We start from the raw sequence: 18,706 nt of genomic DNA, 5'->3' as shown, positions 1-18,706 counted from the left end.
GGAAGAGGCGCCGCAATTATTGACATACAAGGACAGCGAGGGCTTGTTTATGAAATTACGTGCGTCTACTTTTTTATCCAAGCTCATATGGTTTACACTGCTGCTCGCGACGATTCCTGTCATGATACTGGGGGCTTTTTCCTATTATCAAGCGTCGGATGCGGTGCAAACCAAGGTCAATGAGAGCAATCAGCAAATGCTGAAACAGACAGAATCACAAATTGAACAGTTGCTGAGGCTGATTGATTACTCGGCTATTCAATATATGAATCAACCGGTAGTTATCGACGCTCTTAAGGGAGAATTGGCTGGTACGGACGGGTACGTTCAGAAAGTGAAGAGTCTGCTCGAATCGATGAGTAAGCTGCAAAGCAATGAGCTCGGGACGATGGGCATGGAACTCATAAGCATAGCCAATAAATGGTCCATTAATGATACAGGTTTGTCCATGCTGGAAACGAAGGCTATGGAAAGTTATGCGGGATGGGTGAATGATCCAAGAACCTCATTCTGGTCCACAAGTTCTACGGGAATGAAACTCATTAAGAAAATCCCAGCGTATTCTCCTAACCCATCGGGGCTGTTGATCATGTCGATTCCGATTTATGATGTGAATAGTTTAATCAACAAGGATACCGCGATGGGCAACGTTCTGCTGCTGGATGATCAAGAGGTCGTCTTCGCCGGCAATGCTGCTAATCTGCTTGGGAAGCAGATTAAAGAACTAGCAATCGGCTGGAATCCATCGCTATCTATGGCTGAGCAGGGTTTCTACACATCCCGTTCGGAACGGGAGCGCGTCGGGATCAGCTACCGGAAGTCCGATTATAACGGTTGGATGTATGTATCGGTGGTGTCCATCGATGAGCTGAACAAGGAGTCGCAGGGTATAGGGTGGTTCACCCTGTATATTTGCCTTGGTATTTTATTGTTAGCTTTACTCATTTCTTATTTAGGTTCGAGGAAGATGTATAAACCGATTCGGAAGTTGTATGAAGTCGTGCGCAATTCTCCTGAAACCGTCAGCACCGAAGGGGCCATCGATGAATTTGAATTTATTAATGAGCGTTTTCGAGGGTTGATGCAAAGGGAGTCCAGTCTATTACAAGAGGTTTTGGGACAGTCCCATCAAATGAGGGAATACTTTGTTTTCAAGCTTTTCCAGAGCGATATGGCGAGGACGGAGGCTCAGGATAAGCTGGAAGCTTTCGGGCATCCGACGGAATGGAACAGCATGTGCGTGATGACGATCCAGATTGACACGTTATCCCAAACGCGTTTTGAAGAGCAGGATCAGGATTTGCTACTTTTCGCGATCAACAATATCGTTTCCGAGCTTATTACACCTGAGCAGAGGCTGCCACCCGTCGTTATGGGAGATTCCCAAGTTACTTTGTTAGGAGGAGCCGAAACAGATCCCAAGCTGTTCAAGAATCTTCTCGACACGGCGGCGCATCAAATCATGCAGATGATCAAGCTTTATCTGGAGTTGAAAGTCAGTATTGGCTTCAGCCATACGTTTAACGACATTAAACAAATTCGTCATGCCTATGGCGAATCGTTGCAAGCTTTGAAGTACCGCATGAACCTGGGGGAAGAATCGATCCTGTTCATTGAGGATGTGCAGCCGGAGAAGAGCATGCAATTGAGTTATCCAGATACCGCAGAACGGCAGTTGCTGGACGCCTTAAAACTCGCGGACCGAGAGCAGGCTACGGGCTGTCTTCACCAATTCATAACGACGCTTGCTATCGATGAGCGAACGCATGAAGAATATTTCATGTCCTTCGTCCGTCTTCTCGTGCAAATGCTACAGGCTGTTAAGGATGCAGGCGTGTTAACTAAACATTTATACCCCGATGAGCAAACCTTGTTTATACAACTGTTTCAATTGAAAACCGTAAGTGAGGTGGAACGGTGGTTTCTGGATGTGGTCATGCTTCCGTTTCTAATTCACTTGGAACATAAGCTAGATGAGCAGTATCAGAGCATTTCTAGTCAAATTATTCATATGATAGAGACCGGCTTCGATACCGATCTTTCCCTAGAGGTGTGCGCACGCCGCATGAATTACAGCCCGAATTATTTGACCAAAGTATTCCGCAAGGAAACAGGTGTTAATTTCAGCGATTACTTATCGGAGTATCGGATGAACATGGCCAAACAATGGCTGTTAGAAACGGATATGAAAATTTCCGAGATCGCGGAGAAGCTGAAGTATAATACGCCAGCCAATTTCATTCGTTATTTCCGCAAGTTGGAGGGAACGACGCCAGGTCAGTATCGTGATAGCTTTTTAAAGAAATAGAGGGATAGTGAAGGGCTTGCCTTGAGGCGGCTCTTTTCTTGTTTAATCGAGGGATGGGAAGAAAAAGCTGCACAGAATAAGGATCATGTTGCTCGCATCTATGTAACGGACTTGCCGGAAGATCCGGCAGATGAGCGAATTGTCAGCATAAATGCCGAAACGGTAAGCTTGCTTGCAGATGGAGGAATGTCACTGCAACTGGTGCTGCCTGATGGGCAGATTACAGTATCGGCCGAGTCCCTTCAGCAAATGGGCAAAGACGGAAAGGATGCCTACTTCCGAATTGTTCCAGTCCGCGCTGAGGCTGAACGCAGTGAAGTAACATCACGCGTGCAAGCTGCTGAGCTTGTGCTCAAAGACGACACCGGCTTCCGCCCTGATGACGCGATTACCCGCGGGGAGATTGCCAACATTGCTGCTAGGCTGCTTCCGGTTGGAGCAGCTGGAATCACCTCCTATGCGGGGTACAGCGATACGCAAGAGCACTGGGCTTTCGAAGCGATTAAGCAAGCTTCGCAAGCAGGCATTTTGCAGGGCTATTCCGACGGCACCTTCCTGCCGGAAAATCATTTGAATCGTGCGGAAGCAGTGACGATATTGAACCGATTGTTCGGGCGGCCGACCGCCGACGTAAAGTCTTCAAGCTGGCCGGATGTACCGGAGGGGCATTGGGCACTGCGTGAAATTGAATCAGCCTCCGGCACCGTACAAGTGTTGTCTGATGGAAGTGTATATGTGGTACCTAATCATTAATACGTTTTAAACATGAAAGCCCATGAGTCTAATAAACTCATGGGCTTTTCGTGGTTCGAATAGTAACGATTAAGCTAAATGACAGAATTGCGTACAACACAAATTGCTTCGAAACAAATACAAGCTACGAAGCGTCTCCTTATCAAAGGATGGTGGCTAATGGCCTAAATACATATTTTAGTCATAAGTGTTGTAATGCTGTTGTTTTATTGATTAATACTCTTTTGAAGCGAAGGTCGCTTAGTGAGGTCCTACTGGTATCTTGTCTTAAATCCATAAATAGGAGTGTAGTCGTTCTGATTCACGTAGCAAACATTTCATGAACCATTCAAAACAGGACGGCAGTGTTTTGGCATATTGAATCCTACTATCACCGCAAAAAATTATACGCAGTAAATAGCCATATGATGTCTAAAGAGATTGTGACACAATCCCAAAAAAAAGGGTGTGAAATATGAAAAAAATATTATTGGTTTGTATTATGATAATGTTGATGCTAGCATCGGCTTGTGAAAATGTTGAAATGACATCAAATCAAAATACTTCTAGTAAGCCTAAACTTTCCGAATATTGTAATCAAGAAATTATAAATTTGGATAATGAAACTGAAAAATATTTCTATGGAACTTGGAAAGTTGAGAAGCTTTTAGGATTTGCAAATTCATATAACGATGCTTCTGAATATCCAACAGGGCAAAAATTTATTGGAGATGAAATTATTATCAAAAAAGACTTTTTTTCATCAAAAGGACTTAAAAACTATAATATTTATCAATATGAACTGAAAAATCCATTAAATAAGATTACAGCGGCATGTGATAACTCCGACTCTTTTTATAGATTATATAAAATAGTTATCCCAGACTTAAATATAAATGATGTAATAAAAGTAATAAATATAAGTGACCCTTCTACAAAAGTTAACATAACTCTAACTTTTTTTGTTGTTAATAACAACAGGCTTATCATGTTATCAGAGGCAACTATTTTTGAGCTTAAAAAAATTACTGATTAAATAAATTAAGGTTATGTAATAAGTTCTGTGATAATAGATAGAAAAATATCTTTTTAAAAAGGCGCGTGCTTTTTTGTTGAAATAACAATCTTATTTTTAAATTACGGAAAAGAAAGAATATATGGTTTATGACACCTTTTTACAAAAATATTGTCGGTTGTCAAGAACTTGATCCGATTCCCGATTCGTGACAAGAACATTATCCGATTTGTCGAGAAGCAGTAGATTGGCTTGTAACTTTCTAAACTAAAGGGCAGAAGAGTTTGATAGACTGGTTGAATTTATATATGGAATTTATTTGGATTATAATGTAAAATAAATTTCAATAAATGAAACTTTGTTCCGTATAATGAAACCAATGGGAGTTGTTATATTATGTCTTTTAACTTTTTTGGAATTGATCACGTTCAATTGGCTGCTCCTGAAGGCTGTGAACCAACAGCAAAATTGTTCTTTGTTGATTTACTTGGTTGGAGGGAAATCCCTAAGCATGAAAACTTGAGAAAGCGTGGTGGCGTTTGGTTTCAATGTGGAATTCATCAGGTCCACATAGGTGTGCAAAAGGACTTTGTTCCTGCTACAAAAGCCCATCCCGCATTTCAAGTGAAAAATATTGATGCATTGCGGGCATATCTGCTTCAAAATAATACTCAAGTAATAGACGATGATGCGAGAACAGATGAAGGCGTAAAACGTTTCTATTTAAATGATCCATTCGGTAACCGTCTGGAGTTTCTTGAATTCAACTAACAGATAACTTTATACTCATATAGCGGCAGCTGGTTATCAGATCGGCTGCCGTTGTCTATTGACGATACCGGCTAATAGCTTGTCAATATTTCGAGTAAAGTCAATAGAATTGATGTGTTGTAGTGAAAAGTAAGCATGCCAAATAACCCTCCATTCATGTTGTTTTTGGAAGGTTATACCTATAATATTCAATTAGGATAGCCTGAACGGTTTTTTGTTTCTTATGAGGGCATAAAGCCAATGAACAAGCTTATTTGCACAAGCTACTAGTGCCACTTTGTGAGGCTTTCCTTCGGATCTTTTTCGGTCGTAAAACTCTTTAATCCGAGTGTTTCGAGAACGAATCAGACCGCACTGAACAGCCATAACTAGCGCATATCGGAGCTGCCGCGAGCCACGTTTGGTTATTCGATTTCGGGTTGCAGTAAACTTACCTGAAGTGAATACGCTCGGGTCAATACCTGCGAATGCGACCAGTTTCTTAGGATTATCAAATAGGTCGAATTCTCCAATTTCCGATAAAATTGTTGCAGCAATTTTAGGTCCAATACCGGGAATTGTCTGAATTAAATCATACTCTTCAATTTCTTTAGCCATGACATCAATGTTATTTTCCAATTCCGTGAGATGTTCCTGGTACTGAAGAATGAGGGTGATCAAGAGCCTTAGGTTAATCAAATGGCTTGAATACATAGTTTGTTGAAAGGGATTTTGTTTTGCCGCATCTAACAAGCGCCCAACTCTTTCGTTAATCCAGTTTTCTGAGCGTCCTCGTTTAGAAGAAAGTAGATGACTGATCTTGGCATGAATCGTTGCTTCATCGACTAATAGAACCGAATCTGACGTTGGAAACTCGTGTAAGAATCGAAGTGAAACACTAGAATACATAGCCCCAAACACGCCTTTATATGCAGGAAAAACCTGGTCCAGAACAGCTTGGAACTGTAGCTTTGTCTGTACACACATCTTAGAAAAAGACTCAAATTGCCGCGTTAGATAGCGCAGATTAAGTAACTGCACACCCCTTTTTTTGAAAGGTTCGAACTCTTCTTTGTAGTGAAGTTCTCCCAAAAGATAAGCATCAGCAGCATCCGTTTTCACTTTACGAAGATTAGATTTTCTAAGTCGATTTGAAATTCGAGAATCAGCGTGGGACGATGTCCAGACGCTTGCTCAACTTCCTTAATAACATGAAGCAATTTCAAGAGTCCTTCTTGTGTATGTTCGAAATGAAACGTCCCTTTGAATGGTTTACCACGCTCTAAAAAAGCCTGTCCATGGCTTTCATCTTTAGAAATATCTAGACCAATAACTGGATTCATCCGATCTCTCCTTGATTTATATTTGCTGGCAGCCCCTAAGGTTCTTCTTGTCGCTCCATAGCATCGCATGTGATACGGGATCTTCGTCCCAACCAGCCTCAATCATGGTAATGACAAGTAGGGGTGAATATTATAGCGCTCGGGATCTAGTCCCACGGGCAGTTACATTCGACCCGACTACCTTAATCCTCCAAGCAAATGCAAAAAGGATCAACCAGTAAGTTCTGGTTGATCTCATAATACGATCGGGCAGATTAGTTCAAATGAAGGTGGTCAGCTTTTTCTATTTTCTAACAGGATTTTGACGAATCATCTTAATGAAGTTCATTGCGGAAGCAGATAATGGTTCATTTTTGCGGGTACAAATGGCAATTGTATTGGTTAGATGAATCCCTTCTATATAAACTCGGCATAACTCTCCACGTCTTACATATTCGCGCACAACCAAAGAAGAAACGAAATTGGCACCATAGCCTGCGATAACAGCTGTGATAGCTTCATGCAACCCATTGAATTGCAAAGAGATTATAGGTGTCGAAGTATTGTAGGTGCGACATAAGGATAACAATCTCTCTCGTGTCGAACTTCCCTCCTCACGCATAACGAAGGGTTCCTTCATCATGTCAATTAGTGAAACATGTTGATTCGCATATCGATGATTAGGAGAAACGACGAACCATAACTCGTCCTGAAAAAGTTCCTCTGTCTGAATCGTATCCGAATACTCCTCTGGTATCCCCCCATAAATGGCTATATCCACATCGACATTTAATAGTTGTTTTAAAGCCTCTTTTGAATTCGTAGTTGTTATTATCATTTCCACTTGTTCGAATTGTTGTTTGAATTTTCCTATCCATGTAGGTATCAGAAAATGAGCAGGTAAATACGTCGCGGCTAAACGGATACACCCGTTTGAGCCTTTATGGTAATCCTGTGTGTATTGTTCGATTTGTTGTTCTACAGCAAAAAGTCGCTTTGCAAGTAAAGCAATTTCTTCACCTGCATCTGTTAAAGAAATACCTCTTCCTTGGGGCTTGAGTAGCGTTAGGAGCAGTTCTTTTTCAAATTTTTTAATCTGTGAAGTTATGGCTGGTTGGCTAATATTGAGTAATTCTGAAGCACGAGTCACACTTCCGGTAGTGGCGATGACATGAAACAAGCGTAAGGCATGTAGATTCATTTTGATACTCCTATGATAAATTTATATATTATATATATGTATACGTGTTAAACATATATTATATTTATGATTATAACGCGATTATAATGTAATTAGAAGTTAACAATGAAGAGGAGAAGTGATCTATATGAGTCAAACAAATGTCTGGGATAAGGTTGATCAGTATATAACGGAGCGCCTAATTGAAAATGATGCTATTCTCGAAAAAGTGTTATCCACAAATCAAAAAGCAGGATTACCAGCTTATGATGTCTCACCCACGCAAGGAAAATTTTTAAACTTGCTTATACAAATGCAAAGATCGAATCGTATCTTGGAGATCGGTACATTGGGAGGATACAGTACAATCTGGATGGCACGAGCACTGTCTGCTGAGGGGAAGATAGTCACGTTGGAACTTGATCCACATCATGCACAGGTGGCCGCAGCTAATCTCTGCCTGGCTGAAGTTCAAGATAAGGTAGAGCTTCGAGTAGGGGATGCTTTAGAGCAACTGTCGCAGATGAGTAACGAAGTAATTGAGCCTTTTGATTTTATATTTATTGATGCGGACAAGCCGAATAACCCTAATTATTTGAAATGGGCACTTCACTTTTCCAAACCTGGAACTGTTATTATTGGAGATAATGTCATTCGCGAAGGCGAAGTTATTAATGAAAACAGTCAAGATCCACGTGTACAAGGTGTAAGGGAGTTTTATGATCTTTTGGCAGATGAGGATAGAATTGCTGCCACTGCGATTCAAACAGTTGGAAGTAAAGGATATGATGGGTTTGTTTTTGGTTTTGTTACTAGCTGAGTTATAAAAATTCTCTCGCAAAATTAAATTATAAAGTTTAAGACCTGCATTTTTAGACTTACGAAGAATGAAGCAATGATTCGTTACGCTAACGCAGAACGATAGTTCAAACAAATACAACCAAAGCGAGGCTGCCAGCATGTACGGCAGCCTTCGTTGCGTAAACGGGCAGGGAAAATAAACTTATGTTCCCTAACATGGTATAATGTGGTATACGGAGGGGTTCGAAAGTAGGAGGTGTTATTGAACTCATGAAATATCGAATATTGTTTTCTCTTGTTTTATCAATTCTTTTATTTATTTCAGGTTGTACAAACAAAGAATCGGATATTAATTTAAAAGAAAAGTCAGATGAGGTTGTTTATTATGGGAAAGGGGAAGAGTGGCTTGCCACCTTTTCGATATTTAAAGTTAAAAATTCATTGTTTGATTCGATATATATTCAAAATATTGGAGGAAACAGAGAAGCAAAAATCGGACCAATTGAGTATCAATTAGTTGGTGGAGAAAGGTTTAAGTTTGAAAGCCAGTATCCTCAGGAGTTACAAGGAGTTAGAAGTTTTCACACGTCATCTGAAGCAAATGCTGATGTTGTCACCATTAAACCCACTACAGATGAAGTTTTCAAACTCACCATAAAATACAATGGGAAGATAGAAACTCTAACACTCAGTTCCATTACGCATTAAACTAACGGATAACGATTGTTCAATAAAAAAGCGACAGTCAAGGACTATTTTCACGTCCATGGCTGTCGCTGATCTAAATAATATGGTCAGTCTAAGACTTATTTAACGAATTGTGACGCTAAAAACCGCGTGGTTTCAATATATCCAGTCTAAAACTTTATTTTCCCACAACGCGGTACTTTTTAATCTACTTAAAGAGATAACGATTGGATAGCTCTTGAAATGCGATCTGGTGGAACTTTTTCTTATCAAGCATCAATTTCTGAGCCATTTGCTTGTAGATTCGCTTATACCGAGGGTTCGGAGAGCTGTCCGCCGCCTGTTCCAAAGCGAGTGCCATCATGGTTAGCTCCTGACCGTCGAAGGCGTCTATCACATTTTTGTATATCAGTTTTTTCGCCAGCTCGCGGTACATTCTGGACTGAAATCGACTCTCCGTCTTCTTTGAACATTGCACCAAAACGTTCATAATAATCAGTTTGTCGTTTAACGTTAGTTTGATCTTGGCTTTTGTGCAGCGCATCTAAGATACACTCCTTTGTTCTCGATTGGCTGAAGCAATTATCGAGAGCAGGAGCGACAGGAGGACGCAGCGGCGGAGCATGTGACCAATTTAAGTAATGTCGGGTCCGGCAATGCCATGACATTCGGCTACACTGTATCATGGCATCGGTTTTATCAATCAGCACCGCTTTGCAATCACTTCCGGAATACGAAGGCTTCGCTTTGCCATCTTTGACACTAGCAGCTAAAGGCAACAGCGAGCCTGCGGCTGATGCAGACGGAGGCAGTGTAGGTTCCGATAACGGTATAGTCGGGATCGGTTCTCTTTCCGGAAATTGGCTTGTTTTTGCAGATATAAATTTATTCGACGAATTCGCGATTGCCGATTGGTGACCTTTTTCCTTGGATAGAGGCGGCGTAGGCTTCGGGATTGATTGAATTTCAGCGGTGTATGAACCTCCCGCAGTCTCCAAACGGCTCGCAACAGGCAATGAGGGGGCAGTCGAAGGTGCTATGTCCGAAGGACCAGCTTTCGGGGGTGGCGATTTATCCGCAGAGGCGCTCTCAGCGGGCGAAATAACCAAGTCCAACACCGGCTGCACACCTATCGCTTCCGCGACCGGCTGCACACCTATCGCTTCCGCGACCGGTTGCACAACTTTGTCCGTCAGCTCCTCAGCCGCTTTCGCGATAGGCTTCAGTGGGTCCGTCACCGCTTCCGCGACCGGTTGCACAACTTTGTCCGTCAGCTCCTCAGCCGCTTTCGCGATAGGCTTCAGTGGGTCCGTCACCGCTTCTGCGACCGCCTGCAGAACTTTGTCCGTCAGCTCCCCAGCCGCTTCCACGATAGGCTTCAGCGGGTCCGTCACCGCTTCTGCGACCGGTTGCACAACGTTATCCGTCAGCTCCTCAGCCGCTTCCACGATAGGTTTCAGTGGGTCCGTCACCGCTTCTGCGACCGCTTGCACAACGTTGTCCGTCAGCTCCCCAGCCGCTTCCGCGATAGGCTTCAGCGGGTCCGTCACCGCTTCTGCGACCGGTTGCACAACTTTGTCCGTCAGCTCCCCAGCCGCTTCCGCGATAGGCTTCAGCGGGTCCGTCACCGTTTCTGCGACCGGCTGCACAACTTTGTCCGTCAGCTCCCCAGCCGCTCCCGCGATAGGCTTCAGCGAGTCCGTCACCGCTTCCGCTATCGGTAGAGTGATTTTATTCAATGGCTCAATGGAACCCAAGACCCCCGTAGCATGAGCTAAATGGATTCCTACCAAAAAAGGCATTGCAAGCAAAATCAATGTGATGACGAGGCCTTTCAAAAGCTTTCACCTCTCTTTGCAGTTTAGGTGAACCTCTTATGGAAACATTCTCCATTTATCCACAAATATCCTGTAAAATGCATCCAAATTGAGTCTTTTGATCTATAAGTAGCACTTTTGTGCTATCAGTCATAACCACTCACCCGTAAACGGGTCGACCAGCTCTTTCATCGTCAAGCACATGAATTACAAGTACCCTGAGATAATCTTAATTTCCGCTTATCATAACAATCAAAACGCATGGGAAGAAGCGGTTAGAAACGGCAGGCTTACAAGTCTTGAACGAAATGCATGGCGGGTTATTGTCCGTTTTTACAGCTAATGAGGTTGCCGCGAACGACCGGCAGCCTTCTCAGCGATCGGGCAGGATAACGTGATAGCACGTTAGAATGGTAGTGCCTAACATCAACAGGCTACCGGAGCTGCAAGGTCACCACAGGAAACTAAGAATCACACTTTTATGTTTAGGGCTTCTGACCAGGCTTTTTTTAGCAATAGTATCCCTCTTTCCATGTCCCTTTCTTGTATTCCTCCAAATCCTAAGTAGATTTTCACCTCTCCTTGATCAGTATGTAATAGTGCATCCTGGCTTCCGTAAACAACTACTCCTTCGTTCCGCGCTAACTCAATAAGTTTTTCAGTGCTTAGTTTTGTTCTGATAGTCATTTCTAGATGTAAGCCTGATCCACTGAATTCAACTCGTACAGTTCCAGGCATATGTCTTTGTAGTAATTGAACTAAAAAATCATGTTTTAATCGATAAATTTTCCGCATGCGTCTTAAATGCCTATACCAGTGACCACGGGAAATGAATAATTGCATCGCCCATTGATCAATTCGAGAAGGTCCAGACAAGATGGTATCTAAGCTTTGTAGTTTTTCAAGTAGACTTTGGGGCAAAACCATATAGTTCAAACGTATTGCGGGGGTGAAAACCTTCGAGAACGTTCCAATATAAATAACAACCCCATCTTTGTCCAGTCCCTGAAGTGAAGGAACTGGTTTGCCAGTAAGCCGAAGTTCGCCATCATAATCATCTTCAATAATATAACCATTGTTTTTAATAGCCCACTGAAGCATTTGCTGCCTATTAGCAAACGGCATAGGACTACCCATGGGACGATGTGATGGGGTTACGTATAAAACGTTTATTTTGTTCTCTTTTATTTCCTTCTCAAAAAGTTCATCATCATATATCGAGATCGGAATGAGATGGAAATTATTTTGACTAAAAACTTGTCTGACTTGGGCTATCCCATGCTTCTCTATTCCAATGAGAGAACGCTCCCCAATCAGTCTAGAGAGTAGCTGAACACTATAAGAAATACCGCTACCAATTACAATTTGCTCAGGTGAGCATGTGACGCCGCGTGAATTCCTAAGATATATAGAAATACTTTCTCTCAATGAATATTCACCCTGAGATTCCCCATATTCGTGAATGAATTGACAATTCATTGAAAGGGATTCGCCCATGATTGATTTCCATATACGAATTGGAAACGAATCACCGTCAACGGTTAGAAGACTGAAATCAATAAGATCTTCTATACCCACTTGAGTCAGTGATGGGACTGTATCTGCTTGTTTTATGGAAGAAGATTGATTCGGTGACTGTAGAAGATGCGGGTTAACTACAATTAATCCTGATCTCTGCTTACTGAATACATAACCCTCTTCCAACAACATGTGATAGGCGGTTTCAATTGTCGTTTTGCTAATGTTTAGTTGTCTCTTAAGAGAACGAATAGATGGTAACTTTGCACCATCTTGTATGGCGCCATCCTGAATTAGTGAACGAATATATGTATACAATTGCATATATTGTGGCTCAGCTGTATTAAATGAAAGAACAATTTCTATGTTTATTCCCCTCCTATCTGACCCCTAAATATGCATGCAATCTGCCCCTTATTAAGGGGTCAATAATATTATAGTATTTGTAATAAGTTATTACTAACATTAATCTTGAGGAGAGATTTCAGATGAAAATGGCATTTATTTTATTTGATGATATGACAACATTGGATTTTTCAGGATTTCATAATGCAGTGACATGGCTGAAAAAGCGTAATATCCTAGATGATTTATCTTGGGACTATTGCTCAAATAAGCAAGAAGTGAAGGATGATCGTGGGCTGATAATTAAAGTAGATCGTGTTTATCCTGATTTATCTGAGTATGATTTAATCTTTATCCCTGGCGGTATAGCGACAAGATCGTTAATTCATGACACAGAATTTGTTAATTGGATTAAAACAGCAAAGAATGTAGAATATAAAATTTCTGTATGCACGGGGGCACTTTTGCTGGGGGCTGCAGGTTTTACTGAGAATAAGACGATCACCACCAATCCACTAGCTTTAGACTTACTAAAGCCGTATTGCAAAGATGTAGTAAAGGTACGAGCTATGCGTGATGGTGATGTTTTTACCGGAGGAGGGATTACAGCTTCAATCGATCTTGGTTTATTTTTTATCGAAGCAATAACAAATAATGCAGTTGCACAAGAAATTCAAAAATTGATGGACTATCCTTATTATAATCTCATTGTATAAGTCTGTTCATTTCTAATTTTTCTGAACTCCTTAGGAGTTAGGTTATGATGCTTTTTAAAAGACTGAATAAAGTGATTGGCATTATTGAAACCAACTCGCAGTGCGATTTCAGTTATTGAATAGTCAGTTGATAGTAACAACTCGCAGCTTTTTTTTAACCGATAGGTAACCAAGTAGAAATACGGCGTCATATGGATACTTTTTTTAAAACCGCGAGTGCACTCCGATACACTTAAATGCGCTATATCAGCTATTTCCTTCAATGTCAAATTGTTAGAATAGTTTTGGTGAATAAAGCTAAGCATCAATTGCAGCCGCTCTTGTTGGAGTCTGTTGTATTTAGACGACTCCTCTGAGGATAGAGAAAAGTTTGATATAAGAATTAACCATAACTGGACCGTTTTAATGGAAACCTCATACTCCCATCCCCAGCTTTTCTTCGATTCAAATTCTTTTTTCATATCCCAAAGAATTTGTAGAATTTGATTATGCCATTCCATATCCCCTTTGATTTCTAAACTTAACAAAAAAGATTTGGTATACGGAAGTACATATCTTTTTTCCATAGCACTATCGGAATAAAAGGCGAGCAACTTTTCCGGGAAGTTAAAACTAACATATTCACCATCCTGGTTAAGGTTTGTAACAATGTGAAGAACGCTCTTATTAATAAAGATGGCCTGACCCGTTTCTAAATCATAATTGATTCCATTGACTTGTATCGTTAGTTTCCCCTTGGTCACTAAAGTAATTTGTAGTTCTTCATGCCAATGTAGATCGTTAACGCCTCTGCCTTTAGGAATCGATCCATGATTGGTATGCGTATACATGATGTATGGAAATGCATCGTCAGGATACTGAATGGTTTCGTGTAATTGTTTTTTCAAAGTGCACCTCCGTATTAGACGATATTTCGATATAAATCAAAGATTTAATTGCACAAAATAGACGTCGGTGATGATATTATTATATCCAGCTAAGGCTTATCATACAATTCTGTGCACAGGGATTGTTTCTACATCCTGGAGGAACTATGGTTAATTCAAATAAATCACCTTTACTATTTCATCCGTTTATTTTGTTAATTATCAGTATATTGTCGGTTTCGATCTCTTCCATCCTGATAAAATTTTCAGATACACCTACTTCTGTGGCTGGGATGTACAGATTGTTTATTTCCGTCATCATCATGCTCTTTTTTGTACCTTGGAAGAGGGTTCGCTCTACTGAGATGAATAAAAAAGATTGGACCATCGTTATTTTAGCCGGCCTTTTTCTAGGGTTACACTTCTTATTTTGGATGGAATCATTGGTCTATACGGCAGTTGCAAGCTCCATGGTCATCTTGGCATTACAGCCGTTATTTGTTATGATTGGTTCCTACTTTTTGTTTAAAGAACATGTTAATCTGCTAACCGTTTTTTGCTTGATCGTTGCTCTTATGGGTTCAATCGTTATTGCATGGGGAGACATAGGGATTTCGAAAAATGCACTAATTGGCGACGGATTATCGTTAATAGGCACATTCTTCGCTTCAGCCTATCTATTGGCGGGGCAGAAAGTAAGCCGGAAAATCGATACAAATGTATACAGCATTTTCGTCTTTTTTATTGGTGGTGCCGTCATGCTCGTCTACAATTTGATAAATAATTTCTCATTAATTGATTACAACACATCAGATTGGACTTATTTTTTGTTGCTTGCAATAATCCCAACTATTTTTGGACAATACATTTTTAATTTTTTGTTAAAGTCAATTGGAGCAACGACTGTCTCGGTAGGGATTATTGGAGAACCGGTTCTTGCCATCATTCTTGCTTATGTATTACTAGGAGAAACAATATCTTCATTTCAGTTCTTAGGCGGCATGATGACCTTACTCGGTATGGGAATGTATTTTTGGTTAAAATCTTTAAAGTACAATGTTCAAAATAGTAAATGAATAGTTGAAAATTCTTTTTAGTTGAATAGGGGGATGAACGATGGCAACGATTGATGATTTTTTGAAACTCGATATTCGTGTTGGAACGATTACTGAAGCGGAGTTTTTTGCAGAAGCAAAAATACCTGCGATTAAACTCCAAATTGATTTTGGACCAGATATCGGAATCAAAACGTCGAGTGCTCAAATCACTAAACGTTATAAGGCTGAAGAGATTATAGGGGAACAAATCATTGGAGTAGTTAACTTTCCCGCTCGATCTATTGCGGGTTTCCGATCAGAAGTATTAATTCTTGGAGGAGTACCGGAAAAGGGGGATGTAACTCTCTTGAAACCAGATATTAAATTGCCTAATGGGACACCTATCGGGTAATTTAGAAGAATGAAAAAAGTGCACTCCTCAACTCAGGGGTGCACTTTCAATTCCTTTTGTTCAGGAAGAGTTGCGCTGCGAGCGATAATGAACTGGGCGCTGTAATAGGTTGTCATGATCAAGATATCCGCATAGGAAATGGGAGAGACGAACAAGTTCCAGGACAGAATAGAATCCGAAATCAAGAACAGAAAACTGCCGACAATCGCCCCTCTATTACCAGTCATAATCGCGGACAAGCCCATTAGGGAGATAACGATAATGTAAAATAGCACAGGTACCACAAGACCAGCGTTATTTTGCTCCATGAGCGAGATCACTAGTTCTCTGCCCATTATGAAGGAATAAATGGCGATAGGTACGATCGAAGAGAAGCGCAACCAAGAGAAACGCCATTGGACGAGAAAACCTGCGGTATAAAACAAATGACCGATTAGGAAAGCAACAAGCCCAAGCACGAACCAATACATAATGAGTCCATCGCCAAGCATGCCGAAGAATAAACCGATTAACATCAACCAATGTACGCTTTTTTTGACTGCAGGCCTATGCGAGTATGCGTAATACAAAATCAGCCACATCGGAATTAATTTGAACAAGAATTTGAATGCTTGATGTTCCGGTCGAATTTCAAAAATATAAAGCGCGCTCGTAAAGAGTATAGCAAGTGGTAACCACCGTTTCATCGTAATGATCTCTCTTTCATGTAGAATTGACCATTCAAATAGAAATAGTATATGGGTATTCCTTAAGTTTGTAAACGCTTTATTTATTGTAAGGTAATTTGGGAATTATTCCATTGGGTGCAACACTTGCGGGTAGCGTAGGACCTCCTTTATAATTTATATCTATAAGGGAGGCGGTAAATATGGCAAATCATTTTGCCGGAATAAGATGCGACTCATGCAGAGCCTTTCATTAGGGCGATCTTTGCATGGGGTGATTCGTTTATGGTGATCGCCCGAGAAAATATCGTTTCTAATCATGGGGCTTTGCAGCTTATTTTATTTTCATCAAAAATAAGGGGCTGAAAGCTATGAGTCAACCATTCATTAGAAACCATCAATACAACGAGATTAAGAAACTAATCGGTCAGTTACAAAATGCTTGTAATTCCGTTTCCAATTTGAAAGTGGTCGAAGCGGTTCGCAATGATACAGAAGTCAAGATAGGCGGATTGTTTTCGGATCTAACTGATTTGCAAAAACAATTGCTTGTGAACCTGAAACAGCTACAAACCACTGCGGACTTTCAGCGATATCTGCATGCCTTGGAGCCTTATTTAGCAGAGGCATATGCGGATGTGACGGAGAATCAAATAAAGAAACTTTTCCCTAAGCACAAGAAACTGAAAATACCTGATCTTACAGGTATCACTTATAGATTCGCGACATATCTGGGCTGGACCGATATTGCAACGAATAAATTATTCATTGTTTATGATCTGAACGGAAAGCTAATCGGCATTGAAGGGAAGTATACACCGACTAATAAGAAGGGCGTTTGCTTTGTGTGCAATCGGCATACGGAGGTCGCGCTTTACACTGCTGTGACGAAGTGGAAACCGGAAGGTGCATCGCCAGATTATTACAGGGCCATAGGTAATTATTTGTGCGTGAATAGCGAGGTTTGCAACAAGAACATAACGGATGTCGACGTATTGGAGAAATTTATTCATGGCGTGTTGGTCGGTCCGTAACAGCCGCGAAGCATGAAAATTATGTATGTTATTCAAAGTACGATATCAGCAAATATAGACAAAGCCACTCCTGCCAATGGAGTGGCTTCTTTGGATAGAAATGCTATGTCGGCAAACAGCTAATGAGGCAAACCGCCTGCGCACTCAAACATATCGGCGTGCATAAGACAGCGAAGATGCCACATGCAGACCGACAAGCGTTTCCGATACGGTAACATCTTGCATTGCATTCGGGATCAGCGGTCGCGCTTTTGCCTCTCCGCGGAGTCAGCTTTTTGATTACACGCTCAAGTTTAGTAAATAGTCGTTTAAGGGCAAATTGGAGCGATTTATCGATGCTGATCTTTAATGTTGTGCCGTCTTTGAATCGTATTTTTTGGGTACGCGTGCAGGAGCAACCACATTGACAACCGCTTTCAAGTTTAACGGGTACGATTGCTTTCTTGTTAATGAATCCTCTAGCAGTGATCTTGTTGTTCTTATCTTGGAGAATGATATTGGCACTGGAGACACCGCTTACTTGTTTACCAAAGGAAGCCGTGAGTCTGCTGCTTGTGCGATTCAGAGATTGTATTTTGAATGTTACTAGGTTACCTGCATTCTGCGTAATGTTTAGGAAGATGTCGGAGACACCTCGACTGGCGTTTACAACCAATTCGATATTCGCGCTTAAGATGCCTTCTTGCTTGGATTTTATGCTTGCTGTTGCAAAAAGGGTGGTCGTTCCGTTGACTGTCCTTAGCAGTCCGGGCATAGCTATCACTCCCTCAATTCGATTGGTCTGTTCTCACAATATATGTGGAACCAAAAGACTCGGTGTGGGTGAATAGCTAGAAGGCCTAGCCATTCATAGTCATAGGATCAGACTTCCCAATGAAAGCAAGAACCTCCAATGCGCTAACATACATACACTGTACTAAGTTGGAATACATTACATTAATCAGCGGTGTTGAGGAGGGGGAGCGTTGAGATATACAGTGCAGTATATACCTCTAAGTAAGATTAAGCAGGAAAGTACCGATACGAAGACCTCTCCACGTAAGAAGGAGTTAAAAAAAGTGGCACAGGACCTTATGCAATTGCTAATTGTGCAAAAAAGCAAGAAAGATGGTGGCTATATTATTCAAGACGGACACCATCATTTCGCTTTTCTCAAAAAGCACACAAATAAAAATCGAGCTGTGTGTCTCGTAGATGAGAGCAAGATTTCAACTAACTTTGGCAATCTTGTTAATCGATTTCGAAAACAACAAATGCCTTATGAAGTTCCTTACCTAAAACCAAACCGGTTTGAAATCAACAGTTGGACGATTATTCGTAAATTTTTAAAGCAAGAACCACGTTTCCGAACGCTATCCCGAAGACAGCAATTGAAGGTCATCCGGCTAGGTATTCAATATAGGAAAACAACGATTCAATCTATGAAAGCCAAAGTAGAAGACATCTTAAAAAGGCGCTAGCCAATTCGAATCCGTATAAAAAAGTAAATATTTGTTACAAG

The 18,706-nt window shown here is 41.1% G+C and carries 17 protein-coding genes and 1 pseudogene; 11 read left to right on the top strand and 7 right to left on the bottom strand.

What is annotated here, in order from left to right; genetic code table 11:
- Positions 1–49: 49 nt before the first annotated feature.
- The 4 genes from GC096_RS27760 to GC096_RS27745 all read left to right on the top strand — a co-directional run bounded on the left by GC096_RS27760 (position 50) and on the right by GC096_RS27745 (position 4,826).
- A complete protein-coding gene (locus GC096_RS27760) occupies positions 50–2,308 on the top strand; it encodes a helix-turn-helix domain-containing protein (protein WP_171634750.1) in 2,259 nt (752 codons plus the stop codon).
- Between the two features lie 21 nt (positions 2,309–2,329).
- Entirely contained in the window at positions 2,330–3,061 is a 732-nt protein-coding gene (locus tag GC096_RS27755; RefSeq protein ID WP_171634748.1) for an S-layer homology domain-containing protein, read from the top strand.
- A 454-nt stretch (positions 3,062–3,515) separates the two neighbouring features.
- On the top strand, positions 3,516–4,076 hold the full coding sequence (locus GC096_RS27750) for a hypothetical protein (RefSeq protein ID WP_171634747.1): 561 nt from the start codon (positions 3,516–3,518) through the stop codon (positions 4,074–4,076).
- A 375-nt stretch (positions 4,077–4,451) separates the two neighbouring features.
- Complete coding sequence (locus tag GC096_RS27745; protein ID WP_171634745.1) at positions 4,452–4,826, top strand: VOC family protein; 375 nt, start codon at positions 4,452–4,454, stop codon at positions 4,824–4,826.
- A gap of 192 nt (positions 4,827–5,018) precedes the next feature.
- On the opposite strand, the pseudogene GC096_RS27740 reads toward GC096_RS27745, so the two are convergent.
- A pseudogene (locus GC096_RS27740) lies at positions 5,019–6,148 on the bottom strand (IS110 family RNA-guided transposase).
- Between the two features lie 283 nt (positions 6,149–6,431).
- On the bottom strand, positions 6,432–7,328 hold the full coding sequence (locus GC096_RS27735) for a LysR substrate-binding domain-containing protein (protein WP_171634744.1): 897 nt from the start codon (positions 7,326–7,328) through the stop codon (positions 6,432–6,434).
- A gap of 127 nt (positions 7,329–7,455) precedes the next feature.
- Here GC096_RS27735 and GC096_RS27730 point away from each other — a divergent pair, with 127 nt between their 5' ends.
- Positions 7,456–8,127 carry an O-methyltransferase gene (locus GC096_RS27730; RefSeq protein ID WP_171634742.1) on the top strand — a complete coding sequence of 224 codons (672 nt, stop codon included), beginning with the start codon at positions 7,456–7,458 and terminating at the stop codon, positions 8,125–8,127.
- 251 nt (positions 8,128–8,378) lie between these two features.
- On the top strand, positions 8,379–8,816 hold the full coding sequence (locus GC096_RS27725) for a hypothetical protein (RefSeq protein WP_171634741.1): 438 nt from the start codon (positions 8,379–8,381) through the stop codon (positions 8,814–8,816).
- A gap of 287 nt (positions 8,817–9,103) precedes the next feature.
- Here the strand turns inward: GC096_RS27725 and GC096_RS27720 are convergent, their stop codons facing one another.
- A complete protein-coding gene (locus GC096_RS27720; protein WP_171634739.1) occupies positions 9,104–10,633 on the bottom strand; it encodes a hypothetical protein in 1,530 nt (509 codons plus the stop codon).
- A 450-nt stretch (positions 10,634–11,083) separates the two neighbouring features.
- Positions 11,084–12,454 carry a MocR-like pyridoxine biosynthesis transcription factor PdxR gene (gene pdxR / locus GC096_RS27715; RefSeq protein WP_171634737.1) on the bottom strand — a complete coding sequence of 457 codons (1,371 nt, stop codon included), beginning with the start codon at positions 12,452–12,454 and terminating at the stop codon, positions 11,084–11,086.
- A 164-nt stretch (positions 12,455–12,618) separates the two neighbouring features.
- Between pdxR and GC096_RS27710 the strand changes: the two genes are divergently transcribed.
- Positions 12,619–13,191 (top strand): DJ-1/PfpI family protein, encoded by a 573-nt coding sequence (locus tag GC096_RS27710; protein WP_171634735.1) that lies wholly within the window; start codon positions 12,619–12,621, stop codon positions 13,189–13,191.
- Here GC096_RS27710 and GC096_RS27705 read toward each other — a convergent pair.
- Positions 13,173–14,078 (bottom strand): helix-turn-helix domain-containing protein, encoded by a 906-nt coding sequence (locus GC096_RS27705; RefSeq protein WP_171634734.1) that lies wholly within the window; start codon positions 14,076–14,078, stop codon positions 13,173–13,175. The two genes, GC096_RS27710 and GC096_RS27705, sit on opposite strands and share 19 nt — an antisense overlap.
- 146 nt (positions 14,079–14,224) lie before the next feature.
- On the opposite strand from GC096_RS27705, the gene GC096_RS27700 reads away from it, so the two are divergent.
- Together GC096_RS27700 and csaA are read left to right on the top strand one after the other, a co-directional pair.
- Positions 14,225–15,133: a DMT family transporter gene (locus GC096_RS27700; protein ID WP_171634732.1), complete on the top strand. Its 909-nt coding sequence runs from the start codon at positions 14,225–14,227 to the stop codon at positions 15,131–15,133.
- Positions 15,134–15,173: 40 nt separating this feature from the next.
- Complete coding sequence (csaA, locus tag GC096_RS27695; RefSeq protein WP_171634731.1) at positions 15,174–15,506, top strand: chaperone CsaA; 333 nt, start codon at positions 15,174–15,176, stop codon at positions 15,504–15,506.
- A gap of 32 nt (positions 15,507–15,538) precedes the next feature.
- Here the strand turns inward: csaA and GC096_RS27690 are convergent, their stop codons facing one another.
- Positions 15,539–16,192 (bottom strand): lysoplasmalogenase, encoded by a 654-nt coding sequence (locus GC096_RS27690; RefSeq protein WP_171634729.1) that lies wholly within the window; start codon positions 16,190–16,192, stop codon positions 15,539–15,541.
- Between the two features lie 350 nt (positions 16,193–16,542).
- On the opposite strand from GC096_RS27690, the gene GC096_RS27685 reads away from it, so the two are divergent.
- Positions 16,543–17,205 carry a FusB/FusC family EF-G-binding protein gene (locus tag GC096_RS27685; RefSeq protein WP_171634727.1) on the top strand — a complete coding sequence of 221 codons (663 nt, stop codon included), beginning with the start codon at positions 16,543–16,545 and terminating at the stop codon, positions 17,203–17,205.
- A gap of 103 nt (positions 17,206–17,308) precedes the next feature.
- Here the strand turns inward: GC096_RS27685 and GC096_RS27680 are convergent, their stop codons facing one another.
- Entirely contained in the window at positions 17,309–17,959 is a 651-nt protein-coding gene (locus GC096_RS27680) for a hypothetical protein (RefSeq protein ID WP_171634726.1), read from the bottom strand.
- Between the two features lie 211 nt (positions 17,960–18,170).
- On the opposite strand from GC096_RS27680, the gene GC096_RS27675 reads away from it, so the two are divergent.
- Positions 18,171–18,665 (top strand): hypothetical protein, encoded by a 495-nt coding sequence (locus GC096_RS27675; protein WP_171634717.1) that lies wholly within the window; start codon positions 18,171–18,173, stop codon positions 18,663–18,665.
- The last annotated feature ends 41 nt before the right edge of the window (positions 18,666–18,706 follow it).

This window comes from Paenibacillus plantarum (assembly GCF_013141695.1).
Lineage (GTDB): Bacteria > Bacillota > Bacilli > Paenibacillales > NBRC-103111 > Paenibacillus_E > Paenibacillus_E plantarum.
This window is presented reverse-complemented; position numbering and strand designations above follow the sequence as displayed.